Annotated in this window: 14 protein-coding genes; 11 read left to right on the forward strand and 3 right to left on the reverse strand. The window is 68.0% G+C overall.

Annotated elements, in window-relative coordinates:
• Positions 1–3 precede the first annotated feature (3 nt).
• The 5 genes from ACUJB0_RS02840 to ACUJB0_RS02860 all read left to right on the forward strand — a co-directional run bounded on the left by ACUJB0_RS02840 (position 4) and on the right by ACUJB0_RS02860 (position 4,673).
• Positions 4–1,653, forward strand: coding sequence for a methyl-accepting chemotaxis protein (locus tag ACUJB0_RS02840; protein WP_444843894.1), 1,650 nt, complete (start codon positions 4–6; stop codon positions 1,651–1,653).
• A gap of 10 nt (positions 1,654–1,663) precedes the next feature.
• Complete coding sequence (locus ACUJB0_RS02845; protein WP_444843895.1) at positions 1,664–2,191, forward strand: chemotaxis protein CheW; 528 nt, start codon at positions 1,664–1,666, stop codon at positions 2,189–2,191.
• A gap of 9 nt (positions 2,192–2,200) precedes the next feature.
• Positions 2,201–3,007, forward strand: coding sequence for a CheR family methyltransferase (locus tag ACUJB0_RS02850; RefSeq protein WP_444843896.1), 807 nt, complete (start codon positions 2,201–2,203; stop codon positions 3,005–3,007).
• An 89-nt stretch (positions 3,008–3,096) separates the two neighbouring features.
• A complete protein-coding gene (locus ACUJB0_RS02855) occupies positions 3,097–4,224 on the forward strand; it encodes a PEPxxWA-CTERM sorting domain-containing protein (RefSeq protein WP_444843897.1) in 1,128 nt (375 codons plus the stop codon).
• A 71-nt stretch (positions 4,225–4,295) separates the two neighbouring features.
• Positions 4,296–4,673, forward strand: a complete 378-nt coding sequence (locus tag ACUJB0_RS02860) for a nuclear transport factor 2 family protein (protein ID WP_444843898.1) — start codon at positions 4,296–4,298, stop codon at positions 4,671–4,673.
• 6 nt (positions 4,674–4,679) lie between these two features.
• Here ACUJB0_RS02860 and ACUJB0_RS02865 read toward each other — a convergent pair whose 3' ends face one another.
• The gene (locus ACUJB0_RS02865; protein WP_444844224.1) at positions 4,680–5,762 is read right to left on the reverse strand and encodes an ATP-binding protein; all 1,083 of its coding nucleotides are present in this window, start codon (positions 5,760–5,762) and stop codon (positions 4,680–4,682) included.
• Positions 5,762–6,475 carry a response regulator gene (locus ACUJB0_RS02870; RefSeq protein ID WP_444843899.1) on the reverse strand — a complete coding sequence of 238 codons (714 nt, stop codon included), beginning with the start codon at positions 6,473–6,475 and terminating at the stop codon, positions 5,762–5,764. Before ACUJB0_RS02870 ends, ACUJB0_RS02865 begins: the two co-directional genes overlap by 1 nt.
• Positions 6,476–6,605: 130 nt before the next feature.
• On the opposite strand from ACUJB0_RS02870, the gene ACUJB0_RS02875 reads away from it, so the two are divergent.
• From ACUJB0_RS02875 to ACUJB0_RS02895, 5 genes are all read left to right on the forward strand, one after another.
• Entirely contained in the window at positions 6,606–7,757 is a 1,152-nt protein-coding gene (locus tag ACUJB0_RS02875) for an efflux RND transporter periplasmic adaptor subunit (protein WP_444843900.1), read from the forward strand.
• Positions 7,758–7,775: 18 nt separating this feature from the next.
• Entirely contained in the window at positions 7,776–10,907 is a 3,132-nt protein-coding gene (locus ACUJB0_RS02880) for a multidrug efflux RND transporter permease subunit (protein WP_444843901.1), read from the forward strand.
• A complete protein-coding gene (locus tag ACUJB0_RS02885; RefSeq protein WP_444843902.1) occupies positions 10,904–12,439 on the forward strand; it encodes an efflux transporter outer membrane subunit in 1,536 nt (511 codons plus the stop codon). Before ACUJB0_RS02880 ends, ACUJB0_RS02885 begins: the two co-directional genes overlap by 4 nt.
• An 87-nt stretch (positions 12,440–12,526) precedes the next feature.
• Complete coding sequence (locus ACUJB0_RS02890; protein ID WP_444843903.1) at positions 12,527–13,369, forward strand: universal stress protein; 843 nt, start codon at positions 12,527–12,529, stop codon at positions 13,367–13,369.
• Positions 13,370–13,378: 9 nt separating this feature from the next.
• Entirely contained in the window at positions 13,379–14,221 is an 843-nt protein-coding gene (locus tag ACUJB0_RS02895; RefSeq protein ID WP_444843904.1) for a universal stress protein, read from the forward strand.
• Positions 14,222–14,236: 15 nt separating this feature from the next.
• On the opposite strand, the gene ACUJB0_RS02900 is transcribed toward ACUJB0_RS02895, so the two are convergent.
• Positions 14,237–15,985 (reverse strand): PHA/PHB synthase family protein, encoded by a 1,749-nt coding sequence (locus ACUJB0_RS02900; RefSeq protein WP_444843905.1) that lies wholly within the window; start codon positions 15,983–15,985, stop codon positions 14,237–14,239.
• A gap of 128 nt (positions 15,986–16,113) precedes the next feature.
• Here ACUJB0_RS02900 and ACUJB0_RS02905 point away from each other — a divergent pair, with 128 nt between their 5' ends.
• Complete coding sequence (locus tag ACUJB0_RS02905) at positions 16,114–17,517, forward strand: bifunctional enoyl-CoA hydratase/phosphate acetyltransferase (protein WP_444843906.1); 1,404 nt, start codon at positions 16,114–16,116, stop codon at positions 17,515–17,517.
• The last annotated feature ends 113 nt before the right edge of the window (positions 17,518–17,630 follow it).

A 17,630-nucleotide genomic window follows, 5' to 3' on the forward strand; every position in this document is an offset into this window, starting at 1 on the left:
ACCATGTTCTCAAACGTAAAAATCGGCGTCCGGCTCATTGCCGGCTTCATCCTCGTTGCCGCCATCAGCGCCGTGGTCGGCGTGATCGGCATCTCCAACGCCGGCAAGATCAACGACCTGGCAGACAGGATGTACACCAGCGAACTGCTGGGGATTTCCTACATCAAGGAAGCCAACATCGACCTGATCTACGTCGGCCGTGCCCGCTCCAACGCGCTGCTGGCCGCCACTGCGGAGGAGCGCCAGAAGTACGTGACGCTGACCACCAAGAGCCTGGCCATGGTCAAGGAGAACATGGAGAAGGCCCGTCCGCTGTTCTATCGGCCGCGCGCCAAGGAAATCCTGGCCAAGTACAACAAGGTCTGGGAGGAATATGAAAAGGAGACCGCGCACATACTGACGCTGGTGGCCAACGAGCCGCTGGGCCAACGCAGCGACCAGCTCAACCTGACCATGCGCAGCGCCGGCGAGAAAGCCGAGTTGCTGGACGACTGGATGACCGACCTCACCAAGATCAAGGAAGAGAACGCCAAGGAGGCGTCGGATGCCACCACGGCCATGTATGAAAACAGCCGCACCATCATGCTGGGCGCCATCGGCTTCGGCGTTGTGCTGGGCATCTTCCTCGGCTTCGTTATCAGCCGCAGCGTCACCAAGCCGCTGTCGAAGGCGGTCGACGCGGCCGAGCGCCTGGCCCAGGGCGACCTGACCATCAAGCTGGAAAGCACCGCCAAGGATGAAACCGGCCGCCTGCTGCAATCGATGCAGAAGATGATCGAGAAGCTGTCGCAGGTGGTGGCCGAGGTCAACAACGGCGCCCAGTCGCTGGCCAGCGCGTCCGAGGAAGTCAGCGCCACCGCGCAGTCGCTGTCGCAGGCGTCCAGCGAACAGGCAGCCGGCGTCGAGCAGACCAGCGCCTCGATCGAGCAGATGACCGCCTCGATCTCGCAAAACACCGAGAACGCCCGCGTCACTGACGGCATGGCCAGCAAGGCGGCGCGCGAAGCGACCGAGGGCGGCCAGGCGGTCAAGTCCACCGTGCTGGCCATGCGCCAGATCGCCAGCAAGATCGGCATCATCGACGACATCGCCTACCAGACCAATCTGCTGGCGCTGAACGCGGCCATCGAGGCGGCCCGCGCCGGCGAGCACGGCAAGGGCTTCGCGGTGGTGGCGGCCGAGGTGCGCAAGCTGGCCGAGCGCAGCCAGGTGGCCGCGCAGGAAATCGGCGAGGTGGCCACCAGCAGCGTCAAGCTGGCCGAACAAGCCGGCAGCCTGCTCGACGAGATGGTGCCCAATATCCGCAAAACGTCCGACCTGGTGCAGGAAATCACGGCCGCCTCGTCGGAGCAATCGAGCGGCGTCAGCCAGATCAATTCGGCGGTGGGCCAGCTGAGCCAGACCACCCAGCAAAACGCCTCCAGCTCGGAGGAACTGGCGGCCACGGCCGAGGAAATGAGCAGCCAGGCCGAGCAACTGCAACAGACCATGTCGTTCTTCCGCCTGGACGCCGTCACGCGCGCGCCGGCGGTGCCGATCCGCAAGGCTGCGGCGGCACGCGCGGCACGCCAGGCCGGTGGCCGTCTCGGCACGGGCAACCTGGCGCTGGCGGCGGCCGGCGAGGTCGATGAAGCCATGTTCGGCAAGTTCTGAGGAGGCGGCCATGAACGCGCGCATCGAGGCGAACGCCCTCCAGGCGGCCAATGACCGCACCCAATACCTGACCTTCATGCTCGGCGGCGAGGTGTTCGCCATCGGCATCCTGGCGATCAAGGAAATCATCGAGTACCAGGGCGTGACCGTGGTGCCGATGATGCCGGCCGCGATACGCGGCGTCATCAACCTGCGTGGCGCGGTGGTGCCGGTGATGGACCTGTCGGCGCGCTTCGGCCAGCCGTCGAGCGAAGTCGGCAAGCGTACCTGCATCGTCATCGTCGAGATGGAGCTGGACGGCGAGCGGCGCGATGTCGGCGTGGTGGTCGACGCCGTCAACGCGGTGCTGGAGATCGCCCGCGCCGAGATCGAACCGGCGCCTTCCTTCGGCGCCCGCATCCGCACCGACTTCATCGCCGGCATGGGCAAGGTCAACGGCCGCTTCGTGATCCTGCTCGACGTCGAGCGCGTGCTGTCGAACGCCGACCTGGACGCGCTCGGCGAAGGCTGGCCGGCGCCGGCCGCGCTGGCCGCGTGAGGGATACCGATGAGCGGCATCGACATCACCGACCAGGAGTTCGGCCAGTTCCAGCGCTTCATCTTTGCGGCGGCCGGCATCAGCATGTCCGACGGCAAGAAGGCGCTGGTCAGCGGGCGGCTGGCCAAGCGCCTGCAGCAGCATGGTCTCGGCAGCTATGGCGCCTACTTCCGCCTGCTCACCAGCGGCAGCGCGCCGCAGGAGGTGCAGACCGCGGTCGATTTGCTGACCACCAACGAGACCTATTTCTTCCGCGAGACGGTGCACTTCGACGCGCTACGCGCGCACGCGCTCAAGACGAGCGAGCCGGGCCGGCCGTACCGGGTGTGGAGCGCCGCCTGCTCGTCCGGCGAGGAGGCGTACAGCATGGCGATGGTGCTGGACGACGCCCTCGGCCGGCGGCCCTGGGAAATCGTCGCCACGGACATCAGCACCCAAGTGCTGCGACGGGCGCAGGCCGCGCACTATCCCGACGAGCGCGCGCGCCACACGCCGCCGGAGTACCTGCGCCGCTACTGCCTCAAGGGCCATGGCGAGCAACAGGGCACGCTGCTGGTCGCGGCCGCGTTGCGCGAGCGGGTGCGCTTCGCCCAGGTCAATTTGAACCAGGCCCTGCCGTCATTGGGGACGTTCGACGCCGTCTTCCTGCGCAACGTGATGATTTACTTCAGCCCGGAAACCAAGCGGCAGGTGGTGGCGCGCGTGCTGTCGCTGCTGCGCCCGGGTGGACTGTTTTGCATTGGCCGCTCGGAAAGCCTGAACGACATCAGCGACGCCGTGCAACCGGTGGCGCCGTCGGTGTTCCGCAAGCCCTGAGCGCGCACGATTGATGCAGCACATGGCCGGTGCGGATCGATCATCTAGTCTTGAACGGCTGGACCGATCCACCCACCGGAGCATACGCCATGTCACGCTTGATCCCCCTTCTGCTTCTGACGCTGCTGACGCTGGCCGTTGCCAGCGCCCAGGCAGCGCCGCGCTACAACGTTGTCGACCTCGGCGGCAGCGACAGCAGCGCCTACGCCATCAACAGCCACGGCCTGGTGGCCGGCGCTGAATACAATCCGTCCGGCGTGCCGCAGGCGGCGCTGTTCCAAGACGGCATCATCACACGCCTGGGCACACTGGGCGGCGCCAGCAGCACGGCGAACGGCGTCAATGCCTATGGGCAGTTGGTCGGCGGCAGCACCAACGCGGACGAGCTGCGGCGCGCCTTCCTCTACACCAACGGCGCCATGCGCGACCTCGGCACGCTGGGCGGCACCGAAGCCGAGGCCAGGCGCATCAACAACGCCGGCCAGATCGTCGGCTCGGCCGCCAACGCAGATAGCCTCTGGCATGCCTTCCTGTATTCCGGCGGCAGCATGCGCGACCTCGGCACGCTCGGCGGCGAAATCAGCAACGCGTTCGACATCAACGTCCACGGCCAGGTGGCCGGCAACGCGGCCATCAGCGACGCCATCGCTTTCCACGCAGTCCACGCCTTCCTGTACGAGGGCGCGGCGCTGCGGGACCTGGGCACCTTCGGCGGCACGAACAGCTCCGCCTGGGGCCTGAACGACGCCGGCCACGCCGTCGGCTACGCGGCCGTCACCGACGACGCGGCCGACCACGCCTTCCTGTACGCCAACGGCGCCATGCACGACCTCGGCACGCTGGGCGGCACCTACAGCTTCGCCTCCGGCATCAACAATGCGGACCAGGTGGTGGGCGTCTCCAACATCGCGGGCGACGGCGGCAGCAGCGGTTTTCTCTACAGCGGCGGCGTGATGCTGGATCTGAACACGCTGATCGATCCGGCCACCGGCTGGCGTATCAACGATGCCCACGACATCAACGACCATCAGCAGATCGCCGCCAACGGCTGCAGGGCCGGCGTCTGCCGCGCGCTGCGGCTGGACCTGGCGGCTGCGGTGCCCGAGCCCGCCACGTGGCTGATGCTGTCGGCGGGGCTGGGCTTGCTGGGCTTGGCCGCCCGCCGCCGCGGCGCGTGCAAGACCACAAGCGCAGGCGATATCGCCGCCAGCGTATAGCGGCTATCGGCGCGGCATGGCCACAGCCGCGCCGTCCTCACGTAGGATGCGCTCTCAACCTGGAGACTCCTATGGACAACGCGCGCTTCAACGCCGAACAACTGGCGGTGCTGGAACCGATACAAAACTACTTCCAGGGCCACGCCCGGGACGATGCCGACCTCATGCGCAAGGCCTTCCTGCCGACCGCCCACATCGAATCGATGCGCGAAGGCGTGTTCACGTCATGGCCGCTGGATGTGTATTGCGAACGCTTCAAGCGCACGCCGGCCGCCGACGAGGCGCAGCGCCGCCGCACAACCGACTGGATCGAGGTCCACGGCAATGCCGCCTGCGCCCGCATCACGCTGGAGCACGGCGCGATGACCTTCGTCGACTACTTCGTGCTGCTCAAGACCGCGGAAGGCTGGAAGATCGCCAACAAGGCCTTCCACGGCCAGGCCGCCTGACGTCCTTCAACTGACGGCCGGGCCGGGAATCGGCATCGGCCACGCGATCTCGAACATCGCCCCGCCGGCGTCGCCGCGCCGGTACGAGGCCACGCCACCGTGCGCCTCGGCGATGGCGCGCACCACCGCCAGCCCCAGCCCGCTGCCGCCCACGGCGCCAGCGCGCGCATGCTCGCCCCGGTGGAAAGCCAGGAACAGCTTGCCTTCCAGATCCTCATCGATGCCGGGGCCAGCATCCTCCACCTGCAGCAGGTACTGCGCGCCCAGCACCCGCGTGCGGATGTGAATGACGCCGGGATCGGCGTAGCGTCCCGCGTTGTCGAGCAAGGCCAGCAGGATTTGTCGCATGCGCGCGCCGTCGCAGCAGATGCGCCCTTCCGCCAGGTCCAGCGCCAGCTGATAGCCGGCCGCCTCCATCTGCGGCGCGAGCAGGTGCGCCACGTCGCGGATGGCGCCGGCCAGGTCGCAGTCGGCCAGCTCCAGCTTCAGGTGGCCGCTGTCGAACATGCTCAGCATGCGCAAATCGTCGATCAGGCGCGACAGGCCTTCCACCTGATGCAGCAGGCCGCGAAACTGTTTTTCATCCGGCTCGAACACGCCCTCGGCCAGGCCCTGCAGGCGACCGCGCAGGATCGTCACCGGCGTGCGCAGCTCGTGGGCGATGGCCGCGTTCCACGTCACCATCTCGCGTTCCATGCGCTGCAGGCGTTCCGCCATGGCGTTGAAGTCGTCCACCAGCAAGGCGGTCTCGCCCAGCGAACGGTCGCCGGCCACGGCGCGCGCGGCCAGGTCGCCATGCGCCACACGGCGCACGCTGTCGGCCACCGAGTTCAGCGGCGCCAGGATGCGCCGCGCCAGCCGCGCCGAGGCCCAGATCGCGAACACCAGCGCGAGCATCGTCACGGACGCCATCCAGATCCATTCGGTGCTGGTGGGGATCATGTCGGTCGGGCCGGATAGCAGGTCCGGCCGGTACGCGATCACCAGCGCGTAGAACACGTAGGAGCCCAGCAGCACGACCAGGGTCATGCCCAGCGACACGGCCAGCATAGCCAGCGTGATCTGCCGGTTCAGGCCGGGACCGCGTATCATTCCGCGTCCTCCAGCCGGTAACCGACGCCGCGCAGGCTGGTCAGCACGCCGGTCAGGCCGCTGTCCTCCAGCTTTTTGCGCAGCTTGCTGACGTGGCTGTCCACCGTGCGCTCCAGCGCGTTGCCCTCGGGCAGGCAGGCTACCAGCAACTCGCCGCGCGTGAACACCCGCTTGGGCGCGCGCGCCATGTGGGTCAGCAGGCGGAACTCGGTCAGCGTCAGGTTCAGCGGCGCGCGCTGGCCGTTCACCTCGGCGCTGGCCTGGTAGGTTTCCAGGTCGATCTCAAGCTGGCCGCAACGCAGCACACCGGCGGCCGGGCCGATGCTGCGCGCGGCGGCGCGGCGCAGCACGGCGCCCACGCGCGCGGCCACCTCGGCCGGGTTGAAGGGCTTGACCACGTAGTCGTCGGCGCCGATGCGCAGGCCCATCAGCTTGTCGATGTCCTGGTCGTGCGCGGTCAGCATGATCACCGGCGTATCGCCGCGCAGGCGCAGTTCGGCCAGCACCTTCCAGCCGTCCACGCGCGGCATCTGCACATCCAGCAGCACCAGGTCCGGCTTTAGCGACAGGTGCAGGTCAAGCGCGATGCGGCCGTCCGCCGCGTGCACGGTGCGCAGGCCGTCGCGGGCCAGGTAGGCTTGCAGGATTTGAGCGATTTCGGATTCGTCTTCGGCGATGAGCACCAGCGGGGTTCCGGCTGAACTGGACATGAATGGCTTGAAAAAAAGTAACGATCTCCATCATATCTCCATATTTCCTCAATAGATAGGCCACGTTGGGTGGTTAAAGTCTTAAGTCCTGCATTCCCTCACGGAGGGAAAACACTTTGGACGACTAGTTATGCACATCAAGCACTTCAACCTCAAGGCCCTGCCGGCGCTGCTGTCCGGGCTCACCCTTCTGACCCTGGCCGGCTGCTACCAGACGCCCCCCGAAGAGACGCCGCCGCCGGCGAAAGTGTCGGCCCTGACGGTCAGCGCCGGGCCGGTCGAACTGGCCGAGGACCTGCCCGGCCGCGTCACCGCCTTCCGCACGGCGGAGATCCGGCCGCAGGTGGGCGGCATCATCCAGCGTCGCCTGTTCGAGCAAGGCGCCGAGGTCAAGGCCGGCGCCCCGCTGTTCCAGATCCACACCGCGCCCTTCCAGGCCGAGGCCGACACCGCCGCCGCCGCGCTGCAACGCGCCGAGGCCGCGCTGGTGCGCGCCAGGATCCAGGCCGAGCGCATCCGCCCGCTGGTGCTGGCCGACGCCGTCAGCCAGCAGACCTATGACGACGCCGTCTCCCAGCGCGACCAGGCCCAGGCCGAGGTGGCGCAGGCCAAGGCCACGCTGGCGCGCCGCCGGCTCGACCTTGGCTACGCGACCGTGACGGCGCCGATCTCCGGCCGCATCGGCGAGGAGCTGGTGACCGAGGGCGCGCTGGTGGCCCAGACCGACGCCACGCCGATGGCGCGCATCCAGCAGATCGACCAGGTGTACGTGGACGTGCGCCAGCCCGCCTCGATGCTGCGCACGCTGCGCGGCGACGCCGCCCATCCACCCAAGGCCCACATCCTCGACGGCAGCGGCAACGATTACGGCCTGGAGGCGCGCATCCTGTTCTCCGGCATCAACGTCGACGCCGGCACCGGCGACATGGTGCTGCGCATACTGGTCCCCAACCCGGACCGCCAGCTGCTGCCTGGCATGTTCGTGCGCGCGCGCATCGCCCGCATGGCCGACGCCGACGGCATCCTGGTGCCGCAGCAAGCCGTGCTGCACGCCGGCGTAACCCGCGTCTGGGTGCTGGACGCCGGCAACAAGGCCACGCTGCGCGAGGTCAAGCTGGGCGGCCTGGTCGGCCACAACTACCTCGTCACCAAAGGCCTGAAGCCCGGCGAACGCATCGCCGTCGAAGGACTGGACCGCATCCAGCCCGACGCCAAGCTGGACATCACGCCATGGAAGCGCGACACCGCCACCGCCATGGCCGGCGCGCCGGCGCACCGCTAATACTGCAAGGACTACGTCATGCCACAATTTTTCATCGACCGCCCGGTGTTCGGCTGGGTGATCGCCATCTTCATCGTGTTGTTCGGACTGATCGCCATCCCGCAATTGCCGGTGGAGCGCTATCCGTCCGTCGCGCCGCCCAGCGTCAACATCTCCGCCAGCTATCCCGGCGCCACGCCGCAGACCATGAACGACGCCGTGGTCAGCCAGATCGAACGCGAGCTGTCCAGCGTGAAGAACCTGCTGTACTTCGAATCCTCGGCCGACACCTCCGGCTCGGCGCAGATCACCGCCACCTTCAAGCCCGGCACCAATCCCGAGCTGGCGCAGGTGGACGTGCAGAACCGCCTCAAGTCGGTCGAGCCGCGCCTGCCGCAGGCGGTGCGCCAGAACGGCCTGTCGGTCGAGTCGGCCGGTTCCGGCTTCCTGATGATCGTCGGCCTGAGCGCCAGCAACGGCAAGTACGACGAGATCGAACTGGCCGACTACATGGCCCGCAACGTGGTCGAGGAACTGCGCCGCATTCCGGGCGTGGGCCGCGTGCAGCTGTTCGGCGCCGAGAAGGCCATGCGGATCTGGGTCGATCCCAACAAGCTGGTCTCGTACAAACTGACCATGAGCGATTTGAGCACGGCGGTGGCGCAGCAGAACGCGCAGATCGCCCCCGGCCGCGTCGGCGACACGCCGGCCCTGGCGGGCCAGCGCGTATCGATCCCGCTGACCGTGCAGGGACAATTGCAGACGCCGGAGGAATTCGCCGCCATCGTCCTGCGCGCCAACCTGGACGGCTCCAAGGTCGTCATGGGCGACGTCGCCCGCGTCGAGCTGGGCGCGCAGAACTACGCCAGCGCCACCCGCGAGAACGGCCGCGCCGCCACCGGCGCCGCCGTGCAGCTGTCGCCGGGCGCCAACGCGGTCAAGACGGCGCAGGCCGTGCGCGAGCGCATGCATGAACTGAGCAAGACGCTGCCGGCCGGGATCACCTACTCGGTGCCGTTCGACACGGCGCCCTTCGTCAAGATCTCCATCGAAAAAGTGGTGCACACGCTGCTGGAGGCGATGGTGCTGGTGTTCCTGGTCATGTACCTGTTCCTGCAAAAGATACGCTACACGCTGATCCCGGCCATCGTCGCGCCGATCGCGCTGCTGGGCACCTTCGCCATCATGCTGTTGCTGGGCTTCTCGGTCAACGTGCTGACCATGTTCGGCATGGTGCTGGCGATCGGCATCATCGTTGACGACGCCATCGTGGTGGTCGAGAACGTCGAGCGGCTGATGGCCACCGAGGGCTTGTCGCCCAAGGCCGCCACCTCGAAGGCGATGCGCGAGATCACCGGCGCCGTCATCGGCATCACGCTGGTGCTGACGGCGGTGTTCATCCCGATGGCGCTGGCCACCGGCTCGGTGGGCGCGATCTATCGCCAGTTCACGCTGTCGATGGCGGTCTCCATCCTGTTCTCCGCCTTCCTGGCGCTGACGCTCACGCCGGCCCTGTGCGCCACGCTGCTCAAGCCGGTCGATCCCGGCCATCACGAAAAGACCGGCTTCTTCGGGTGGTTCAACCGCCAGTTCGAGCGCATGAACCAGCGCTATGAAAGCGGCGTGGCTCGTGTGATCAAGCGCTCGGGCCGCGTGATGCTGGTGTTCGCCGTGCTGGTCGGCCTGCTGGCGTTCGCCTTCCGCGTGCTGCCGGCCTCCTTCCTGCCGGAGGAAGACCAGGGTTACTTCATCACCTCGATCCAGCTGCCGTCCGACGCCAGCACCGAACGCACGCTCGACATCGTCAAGAAGTTCGAGGACCATCTGGTGACACGCAACGGCATCGCCAACAACCAGTCGATACTTGGCTGGAGCTTTACCGGCAGCGGCCCGAACGCAGCCATCGCTTTCACCATGCTGAAGGACTGGGACAAGCGCGACGGCGCCACCGTGCAGCAGGAGGTGGCGCTGGCCCAGGCGGTCATGTCGCAGACCGCCGAGGGCATGGTGATGAGCGTGATGCCACCCGCCATCGACGATCTCGGCAACTCGTCGGGCTTCTCGTTGCGGCTGCAGGACCGCGCCAACCAGGGCGACGCCGCGCTCAAGGCCGCGCAGGGCAAGCTGCTGGAGCTGGCCGCCAAAAGCCCGCTGATCATGGGCGCCTATCCGGAGGGCTTGCCCGACGGCACCAGCATCCAGCTCGATATCGACCGCCAGAAGGCGGAGGCGCTGGGCGTGGCCTTCACCAGCATCAGCGATACGCTGTCGGCCGCGATGGGTTCGCAGTACGTGAACGACTTCCCCAACCGGGGCCGCATGCAACAGGTGATCATCCAGGCCGATGCCGGCGCCCGCATGCAGCTGGACGACGTGCTGCGCCTGCATGTGCGTAACGCGGCTGGCGGCATGGTGCGCCTGAGCGAGGTGGTCACGCCGGTGTGGCGCGACATGCCGCTGCAGATGGTGCGCTACCAGGGCTATCCGGCCGCGCGCATCAGCGGCAGCGCGGCGCCCGGCACGTCCAGCGGCGAGGCCATGGCGGAGATGGAACGGCTGGCGCGCCAGCTGCCGCCCGGCTTCGCGGTCGAGTGGAGCGGCATCTCGCTGCAGGAGAAGCAGTCGTCGGCGCAGGCGCCGATGTTGATGGCGCTGTCGATGCTGGTGGTGTTCCTGGTGCTGGCCGCGCTGTATGAGAGCTGGGCGATTCCGCTGTCGGTGATGCTGGTGGTTCCGCTGGGCCTGATCGGCTGCGTGGCCGCCGTGATGATACGCGGCATGCCGAACGATGTGTTCTTCAAAGTCGGCATGATCACTGTGATTGGCCTGTCGTCCAAGAACGCGATCCTGATCATCGAGTTCGCCAAGCAGATGCACCAGGATGGCAAGGGCTTGGTGGAATCGGCGATCGAGGCGGCGCGCCTGCGGCTGCGGCCGATCCTGATGACCTCGCTGGCCTTCGCACTGGGCGTGCTGCCGCTGATGCTGGCCGGCGGCGCCAGCTCGGAGACCCAGCACGCCATCGGCACCGGCGTGTTCGGCGGCATGGTCAGCGCCACCTTGCTGGCGATCTTCTTCGTGCCGGTGTTTTATGTAGTTGTTTTGGGTCTCGTTGAACGGTTCGGCGCCAAGCGCAGGCCGGCGGCGGACCTGATCGTGGAGAAAGCATGATGAGCAATATTCGTATTCCCGCCTCGCTCACGCTGGCGCTGCTGCTGGGCGCCTGCTCGCTGACGCCGGTGCTGGAGAAGCCATCGGCGCCGCTGCCGGCCAGCTATGGCGAGGCCGCCGCCCCGGCCTCTCCCGCCGCCAACGCGGCGGACCTGGGCTGGCAAACCATGTTCGGCGATCCGCGCCTGCGCGCGCTGATCGACCTGGCGCTGAAGAACAACCGCGACCTGCGGCTGGCGCTGCTCAACGTGCAATCGGTGCGCGCGCAGTTCGACATCCAGGACAGCAACCGCCTGCCCACGCTGACCGCCAACGCCGGACTGGTGAAGCAACGCGCCGCCGGCGTGGTGGACAGCCAGAAGTCCGCCGGTTTGAGCATCAGCGCCTTCGAACTCGACGTGTTTGGCCGCGTGGCCGCGCTGTCCGAGTCGGCGTTCGCGCGCTACATGGCCAGCGACGAAAACCGCCGCGCCGTGCAGATCTCGCTGGTCGGCGCGGTGGCCGACGCCTACTTTGCCCAGCGCCTGGCCGAGGAACAGCTGCAGCTCACCGAACGCACACTGGCCGACTGGCAGCGTTCGCTGGAACTGGCGCGCCAGCTGAAATCCGCGCGCCAGCGCAGCGGCCTCGACGTCGCCGAAGCCGAAGGCCAGGTCGCCACCGCCCAAGCCGACCGCGAAGCGCGCCTGCGCGCCGTGGCCCTGGCCGGCAACGCGCTGGACCTGCTGACCGGCGTGCGCACATCCGGGGGCCTGCTGACCGGCGCCCACGCACCGGACGGCGATCTGACCGTGGCACGTGCACCGATTGGCTTGCCGGTCGGCGTCCGCACATCGGACGGCCTGCCGCCTGGTACACGCGCGCCGAATGGCCAGCTGGCTGGCGGCCCCGCGCCGGATGGCCTGCCGCCCGGCATGGCGCTGGACAAGCAGCCGGTGCTGGTGCAACTGCCGGCCGGCCTGCCATCCGATCTGCTGACCCGCCGTCCCGACATCCGCCAGGCCGAGCAGGCGCTGCTGGCGGCCAACGCCGACATCGGCGCGGCGCGGGCGGCGTTCTTCCCGCAGATCTCGCTGACGGCCAGCCTCGGCTACGCAAGCCCTTCGCTGTCCGGCATGTTCGACAGCGGCAACCGCGTCTGGTCGTTCGCGCCGCAGATCACACAGCCGCTGTTTAACCACGGCAGGTTGCGCTCCGAACTGCGGCTGGCCGAAGTACGCAAATCCGCCGCCGTGATCGAATACGAAAAAGCCGTGCAGACCGCCTTCCGCGAGGTCGCCGACGGCCTGGCCGGCAGCGCCACCTACGGCCGCCAGCTCGAAGCCCAGTCGCGGGTGGTCCACAGCGCCGAACGCCGCTTGGAACTATCCCGCCTGCGCTACGAAGCCGGCCAGGACAGCCGCCTGGAGCTGCTGGACGCGCAGCGCCTGCTGTACGCCGCCCAGCAAACCCAGCTGGAACTGCGCCGCAACGAATTCGGCAACGCCGTGGCGCTGTACAAGGCGCTAGGCGGCGGCCTGCGCACCGAGTAGCGCCGTTTGTGGGGCGTTTGATCCAGATCATATATTTTACGGAAGGCGTTTGTTAGCCTGAGTTTTTCAATTGACCTGGAGAACGCCATGTCCTACAAAACCATACTCGTCCACGTTGACAACTCGGAGCATGCCCCGGAGCGTATCGACGTGGCGGCGCGCCTGGCCCGCGATCAGGACGCACACCTGATCGGCGCGGCCACCACCGGTATCTCGGGTGAGTTCTACCGCAACAGCGCCATGATGTATGGTGGCGTGGTGCCGCAGGACCAGCTCGACGACCTGGTCCGGAACGCCGAGCGCTCGCTGGAACGCTTCGAAGACCAGGCCCGCAAGGCCGACGTGCGCTACGAGCGCCGCATCAGCGACGACGAAGCCCAGAACGGCCTGGTGTTCCAGGCCCGCTACGCCGACCTGGTGGTGCTCAGTCAGTGCGAACCGGGCGAGGAAGGCCTGCTGATGGGCCCCGGCCTGGCGGCCTACCAGGCGTTGAACGGCGGCCGTCCGGTGCTGGTGGTGCCGTACGCCGGCACCTACCCGCACATCGACCGCCACGCGTTGGTCGCCTGGGACGGCAGCCGCGCCGCCACCCGTGCCGTGACCGACGCGCTGCCGCTGCTGCGCCGCAGCGCCCGCGTGACGCTGGTGGTGTTCGATCCAACCCGTCAGTACGGTGTGCACGGCGCCGAGCCGGGCGCCGATATCGCGCTGTTCCTGGCGCGCCACGGCGTCAAGGTCGAAGTCCTGCAGCAGCCTAAACCGGAAGGCATGAACGTCGGCGAAGCCCTGCTGTCGCTGTCGGCCGACCTCGGCAACGACCTGCTGGTGATGGGCGCCTACGGCCACCAACGCTGGCGCGAAACCGTGCTGGGCGGCGTCACGCGCACCATCCTGGCATCGATGACGTTGCCGGTGCTGATGTCGCACTAAGGAACGGCGATGAGCTACAAGACCATCGTCGTGCACTGCGACCAGTCGCAGCACGCCGCGGCCCGTTACGCGCTGGCCGCCAGGGTCGCCCTGGCCGCCGGCGCGCACCTGACGGGTGTCGCGCTCACCGGCATTTCGCGTTACGCGGAATGGAACGACAGCCTGGGCGCCTGGCCGCTGCCGCCGCATGTGCTCGACCATCTGCGCCACCAGGCCGGCGCCGCGCTCGCCACGTTCGAACGCGACGTGACGGCGGCCGGCGTGAACCAGTGGTCCAGCAGCTTGTACGAGGACGACGCCGAAAGCGGCCTGCTGCAGCACGCGCGCTACGCCGACCTGCTGGTGCTGGGCCAGACCGATCCCGACGACATCCAGTTCGGCATCAGCCGTCCCCTGCCGCCGGAACTGCTGCTGCAAGGCGGCCGGCCGTTGCTGTTGGCGCCGAACGTTGGCAACACGCCGGCTTCGGGCGCCTTCCGCCATCCGCTGCTGGCCTGGGACGGCAGCAACCAGGCGGCGCGCGCCTTCACCGACGCGCTACCCTTGCTGAAGCTGGCCGAACGCATCACGCTGCTGGTGCTGAACGCCGACCACGACAAGGCCCGCCACGGCAGCGAGCCGGGCGCCGACATGGCGCTGTTTCTGGCCCGCCACGGCGTGCGCGTGGATGTGATGCGTGAGTTCACCACGCTGGAGACCGGCGCCGCCCTGCTGGGCGCGGCGGCCGAACGCGGTTGCGACTTGCTGGTGATGGGCGGCTATGGCCACCGCCGCCTGCATGAAACGCTGCTCGGCGGCGCCACCCGCAGCGTGCTGCGCGGGATGACGCTGCCGGTGCTGATCTCGCACTGAGACCAGCCCCCTCATTTAGTGCTGCAACACGAACCGTCCTGGCGCCGGACCCAACACCCGGCCCAGGCCCATGGCGGGCGGCGTCACACGATGCCGGTCGCCATGGCGCACCAGCCATTGCTGCCAGTGCGGCCACCATGAACCCTCCTTGCGGTCCGCGCTGTCCAGCCATTCCTGCGGGCTGTTGTAGCTGGCTCCGGCCACGTTGTCGGGATGGCAGCGGTAACTGCGGTTGGCATGGCCCGGCTCGGAGACGATGCCCGCGTTGTGCCCGCCGGACGCCAGCACAAAGTCGATCACCGCACCGCTCAGCAAATGGATCTTGTACACCGAGCGCCACGGCGACACGTGGTCGCGCTCGGTGCCGACCACGAACATCGGCGTGCGGATGTCGGACAGCGCGATCGGCTTGCCCTGCGCCAGATAGCGCCCCTCGGCCAGGTCGTTGCGCAGGAACAGCCCGTGCAGATACTCGCTGTGCATGCGGAACGGCAGGCGCGTGCTGTCGGCGTTCCACGTCATCAAATCGTTGGGCGCGGTGCGCTCGCCCATCAGGTACTCGCGCATCATGCGCGACCACACCAGGTCGCGCGCGTGCAGCAGCTGGAACGAGGCGGCCATCTGGTCGCCGTCCAGGTAGCCCTGGTCCCACATCAGCGCGTCGAGGAAGGCCAGCTCGCTGTCGTCGATGAACAGGCCCAGTTCGCCCGGCTCGCTGAAATCGGTCTGCGCCGCCAGCAAGGTCACCGAGGCCAGCTTGGCATGCTTGCCGTGCTCGCCCGAATCGATGGCCGCCGAGGCGATCGCCAGCAACGTGCCGCCCAGGCAGTAGCCGACCGCGTGCACCGGCACGCCGCCGCCCAGCCGGTCGGCCTGCTCCAGCGCGGCAAACACGCCCAGCCGCAGATAGTCGTCCATGCCCATGTCGCGGTCGTGCTGGTCGGGATTGCGCCAGGACAGCATCAACACGGTGTGGCCCTGCTGCACCAGGTAGCGCACCAGCGAATTGTGCGGCGACAGGTCGAGGATGTAGTACTTCATGATCCAAGACGGCACGATCAGCACCGGCTCGCGGTAGACGTGCTCGGTCTGCGGCGAATACTGGATCAGCTCGATCAGCTCGTTGCTGAAGATGACCTCGCCCGGCGTCACCGCCACGTCCTGGCCCGGCACGTAGCTCGGACCGGTGGGCTCCGGCACCGCCATGTCCGGCGGCGCCAGGCGGCGGCACAGGTCGCGCCGCCAGTTGAGCGCGCCGTCCATCAGGCTGCGCCCGCCGCTGGCGACTGCCGCCCGCAGCACTTCGGGATTGGTCCACAGGAAGTTCGACGGCGAGTACATGTCCAGCAACTGGCGGGCGGTGAAGGCCACCACTTCCGCATGGTGCGGCGCCACGCCGCGCACGCCGGTAGTGGCCTGGTTCCAGAACTGCTCCGCCTGTTTGAAATTCTGTGCATACTGCGCGTACGGCCATTGCCGCCAGGCGTCGCTATCGAAACGGCTGTCGCCGCCGACGTCCGGCTTGCCGGCCCCGGCCAGCCCGCCCAGGTAGCTGGCGGCCAGCTCGGTGCACTTGCCGGGCGCGACGGCCAGGTGCTGCAACCAGTCCTGGAACGCCAGCGACATGGCGATCGGCGACACGCCGCCCGTCAGGCGCGCCATCTGGCTTTGCAGATACAGGTCCAGCGCGTTGCTTTGCTCCTCGGCGGCCGGCTTGCGCGGCGGCGCCGTGGCCGGTACTACTTTCAGCTGTGCGGTTTTCACTTGTCCTCCTGGATGTAAGATGCACAGATTATGGTTGGGGCGTGTCCCCAAAGTATTTGATCTGGATCAAATACTTCCAGGAGGGCGCTCTCTAGACTGCCCTGCATTGTTAACCCACTCCCACAATCATGAACGCTTCCGACGACATCATCGAGAATATCACCTACGACGAACTGCATGTCGGCCAGACCGCGCGCCTGTGCCGCACGCTGACCAAGGAGGACATCGCCGCCTTCGCGGCCGTCTCCGGCGATGTGAACCCCGCCCACGTCGATCCCGAATACGCCGGCCACACGCTGTTCCACGGCGTGATCGCGCACGGCATGTGGGGCGCGGCGCTGATCTCGCGCCTGCTGGGCACGGTGCTGCCCGGCCCCGGCACGATCTACCTCGGACAGACGCTGCAGTTCCTCAAGCCGGTGCGCATCGGTGACGAGCTGCGCATCACCGCCACGGTGACGTCGATGGAACCGGCCAAGAAACATGTGTTGCTTGACTGCGAGATCAAGAACCAGACCGGCGCCGTGGTGCTGAACGGCGTCGCCACGGTGATCGCGCCAAGCGAGAAGGTACGCCGTCCGCGCGTGCACCTGCCGCCGCTGAGCCTGTCCCAGGTGCACGCCAATTATGCCAGCCTGATGGACGCTGCGGCGCCGCTGACGCCGGTTCGCTGCGGCGTGGTCCATCCCTGCGACGAGGAATCGCTGCGCGGCGCCCTCGACGCCGCCACCCACAAGTTGATCGTACCGGTGCTGATCGCCCCGGAGGCGCGGCTGCGGGCCCTGGCCGAGAGCGCCGGCCTGTCGCTGGAAGGCGTGGAGCTGGTGGACGTGCCGCACAGCCACGCGGCGGCAGCGCGCGCCGCCGCGATGGCCGCCGCCGGCGAAGTGGAAATGCTGATGAAAGGCAGCCTGCACACCGACGAGATGATCTCCGCCGTGCTGGCCGCGCCGGGGCTGCGCACCGCGCGCCGCCTGTCGCACGTGTTCCGCATCGAAGTGCCGCTGTACGACAAGGTGCTGCTGATTTCGGACGGCGCGCTCAACATCCAGCCCACGCTGGACGACAAGGTCGACATCGTGCAGAACGCCATCGAGCTGGCGCACGCGCTGGGCACGGCGCAGCCCAGGGTCGCCATTTTGTCGGCGGTCGAGACCGTCACGCCCAAGATCCCGTCCACGCTGGACGCGGCGGCCCTGTGCAAGATGGCCGAGCGCGGCCAGATCAGCGGCGCGCTGCTGGACGGCCCGCTGGCGTTCGACAACGCCATCTCGCCGATGGCCGCGCGCGTGAAAGGCATCGTCTCCGAGGTGGCCGGCCACGCCGACATCCTGATCGCGCCCGACCTGGAGGCCGGCAACCTGCTGGCCAAGCAGCTCGAATACCTGGCCGGCGCCGCCGTGTGCGGCGTGGTGCTGGGCGCGGCCGTGCCGATCGCCCTGACCAGCCGCGCCGATGACGCCGCCGCCCGCACCGCCTCGGCCGCGCTGGCGCTGATGCTGGCCCACCGCTACCGCCAGCAACACCCGTAAGCTCCCCGTAAGTTCCCCTCGGACGGACGGCGCCCGCAGTCCGTTTATTGATTTTTGATCTACATCAATTACACGGGCTTGACCGCCGCCGTACACTGCCCCCGCTGCTTGAT

It is taken from the genome of Duganella caerulea (assembly GCF_040362985.1).
In the GTDB taxonomy this organism is placed as follows: domain Bacteria; phylum Pseudomonadota; class Gammaproteobacteria; order Burkholderiales; family Burkholderiaceae_D; genus Rugamonas; species Rugamonas vulcania.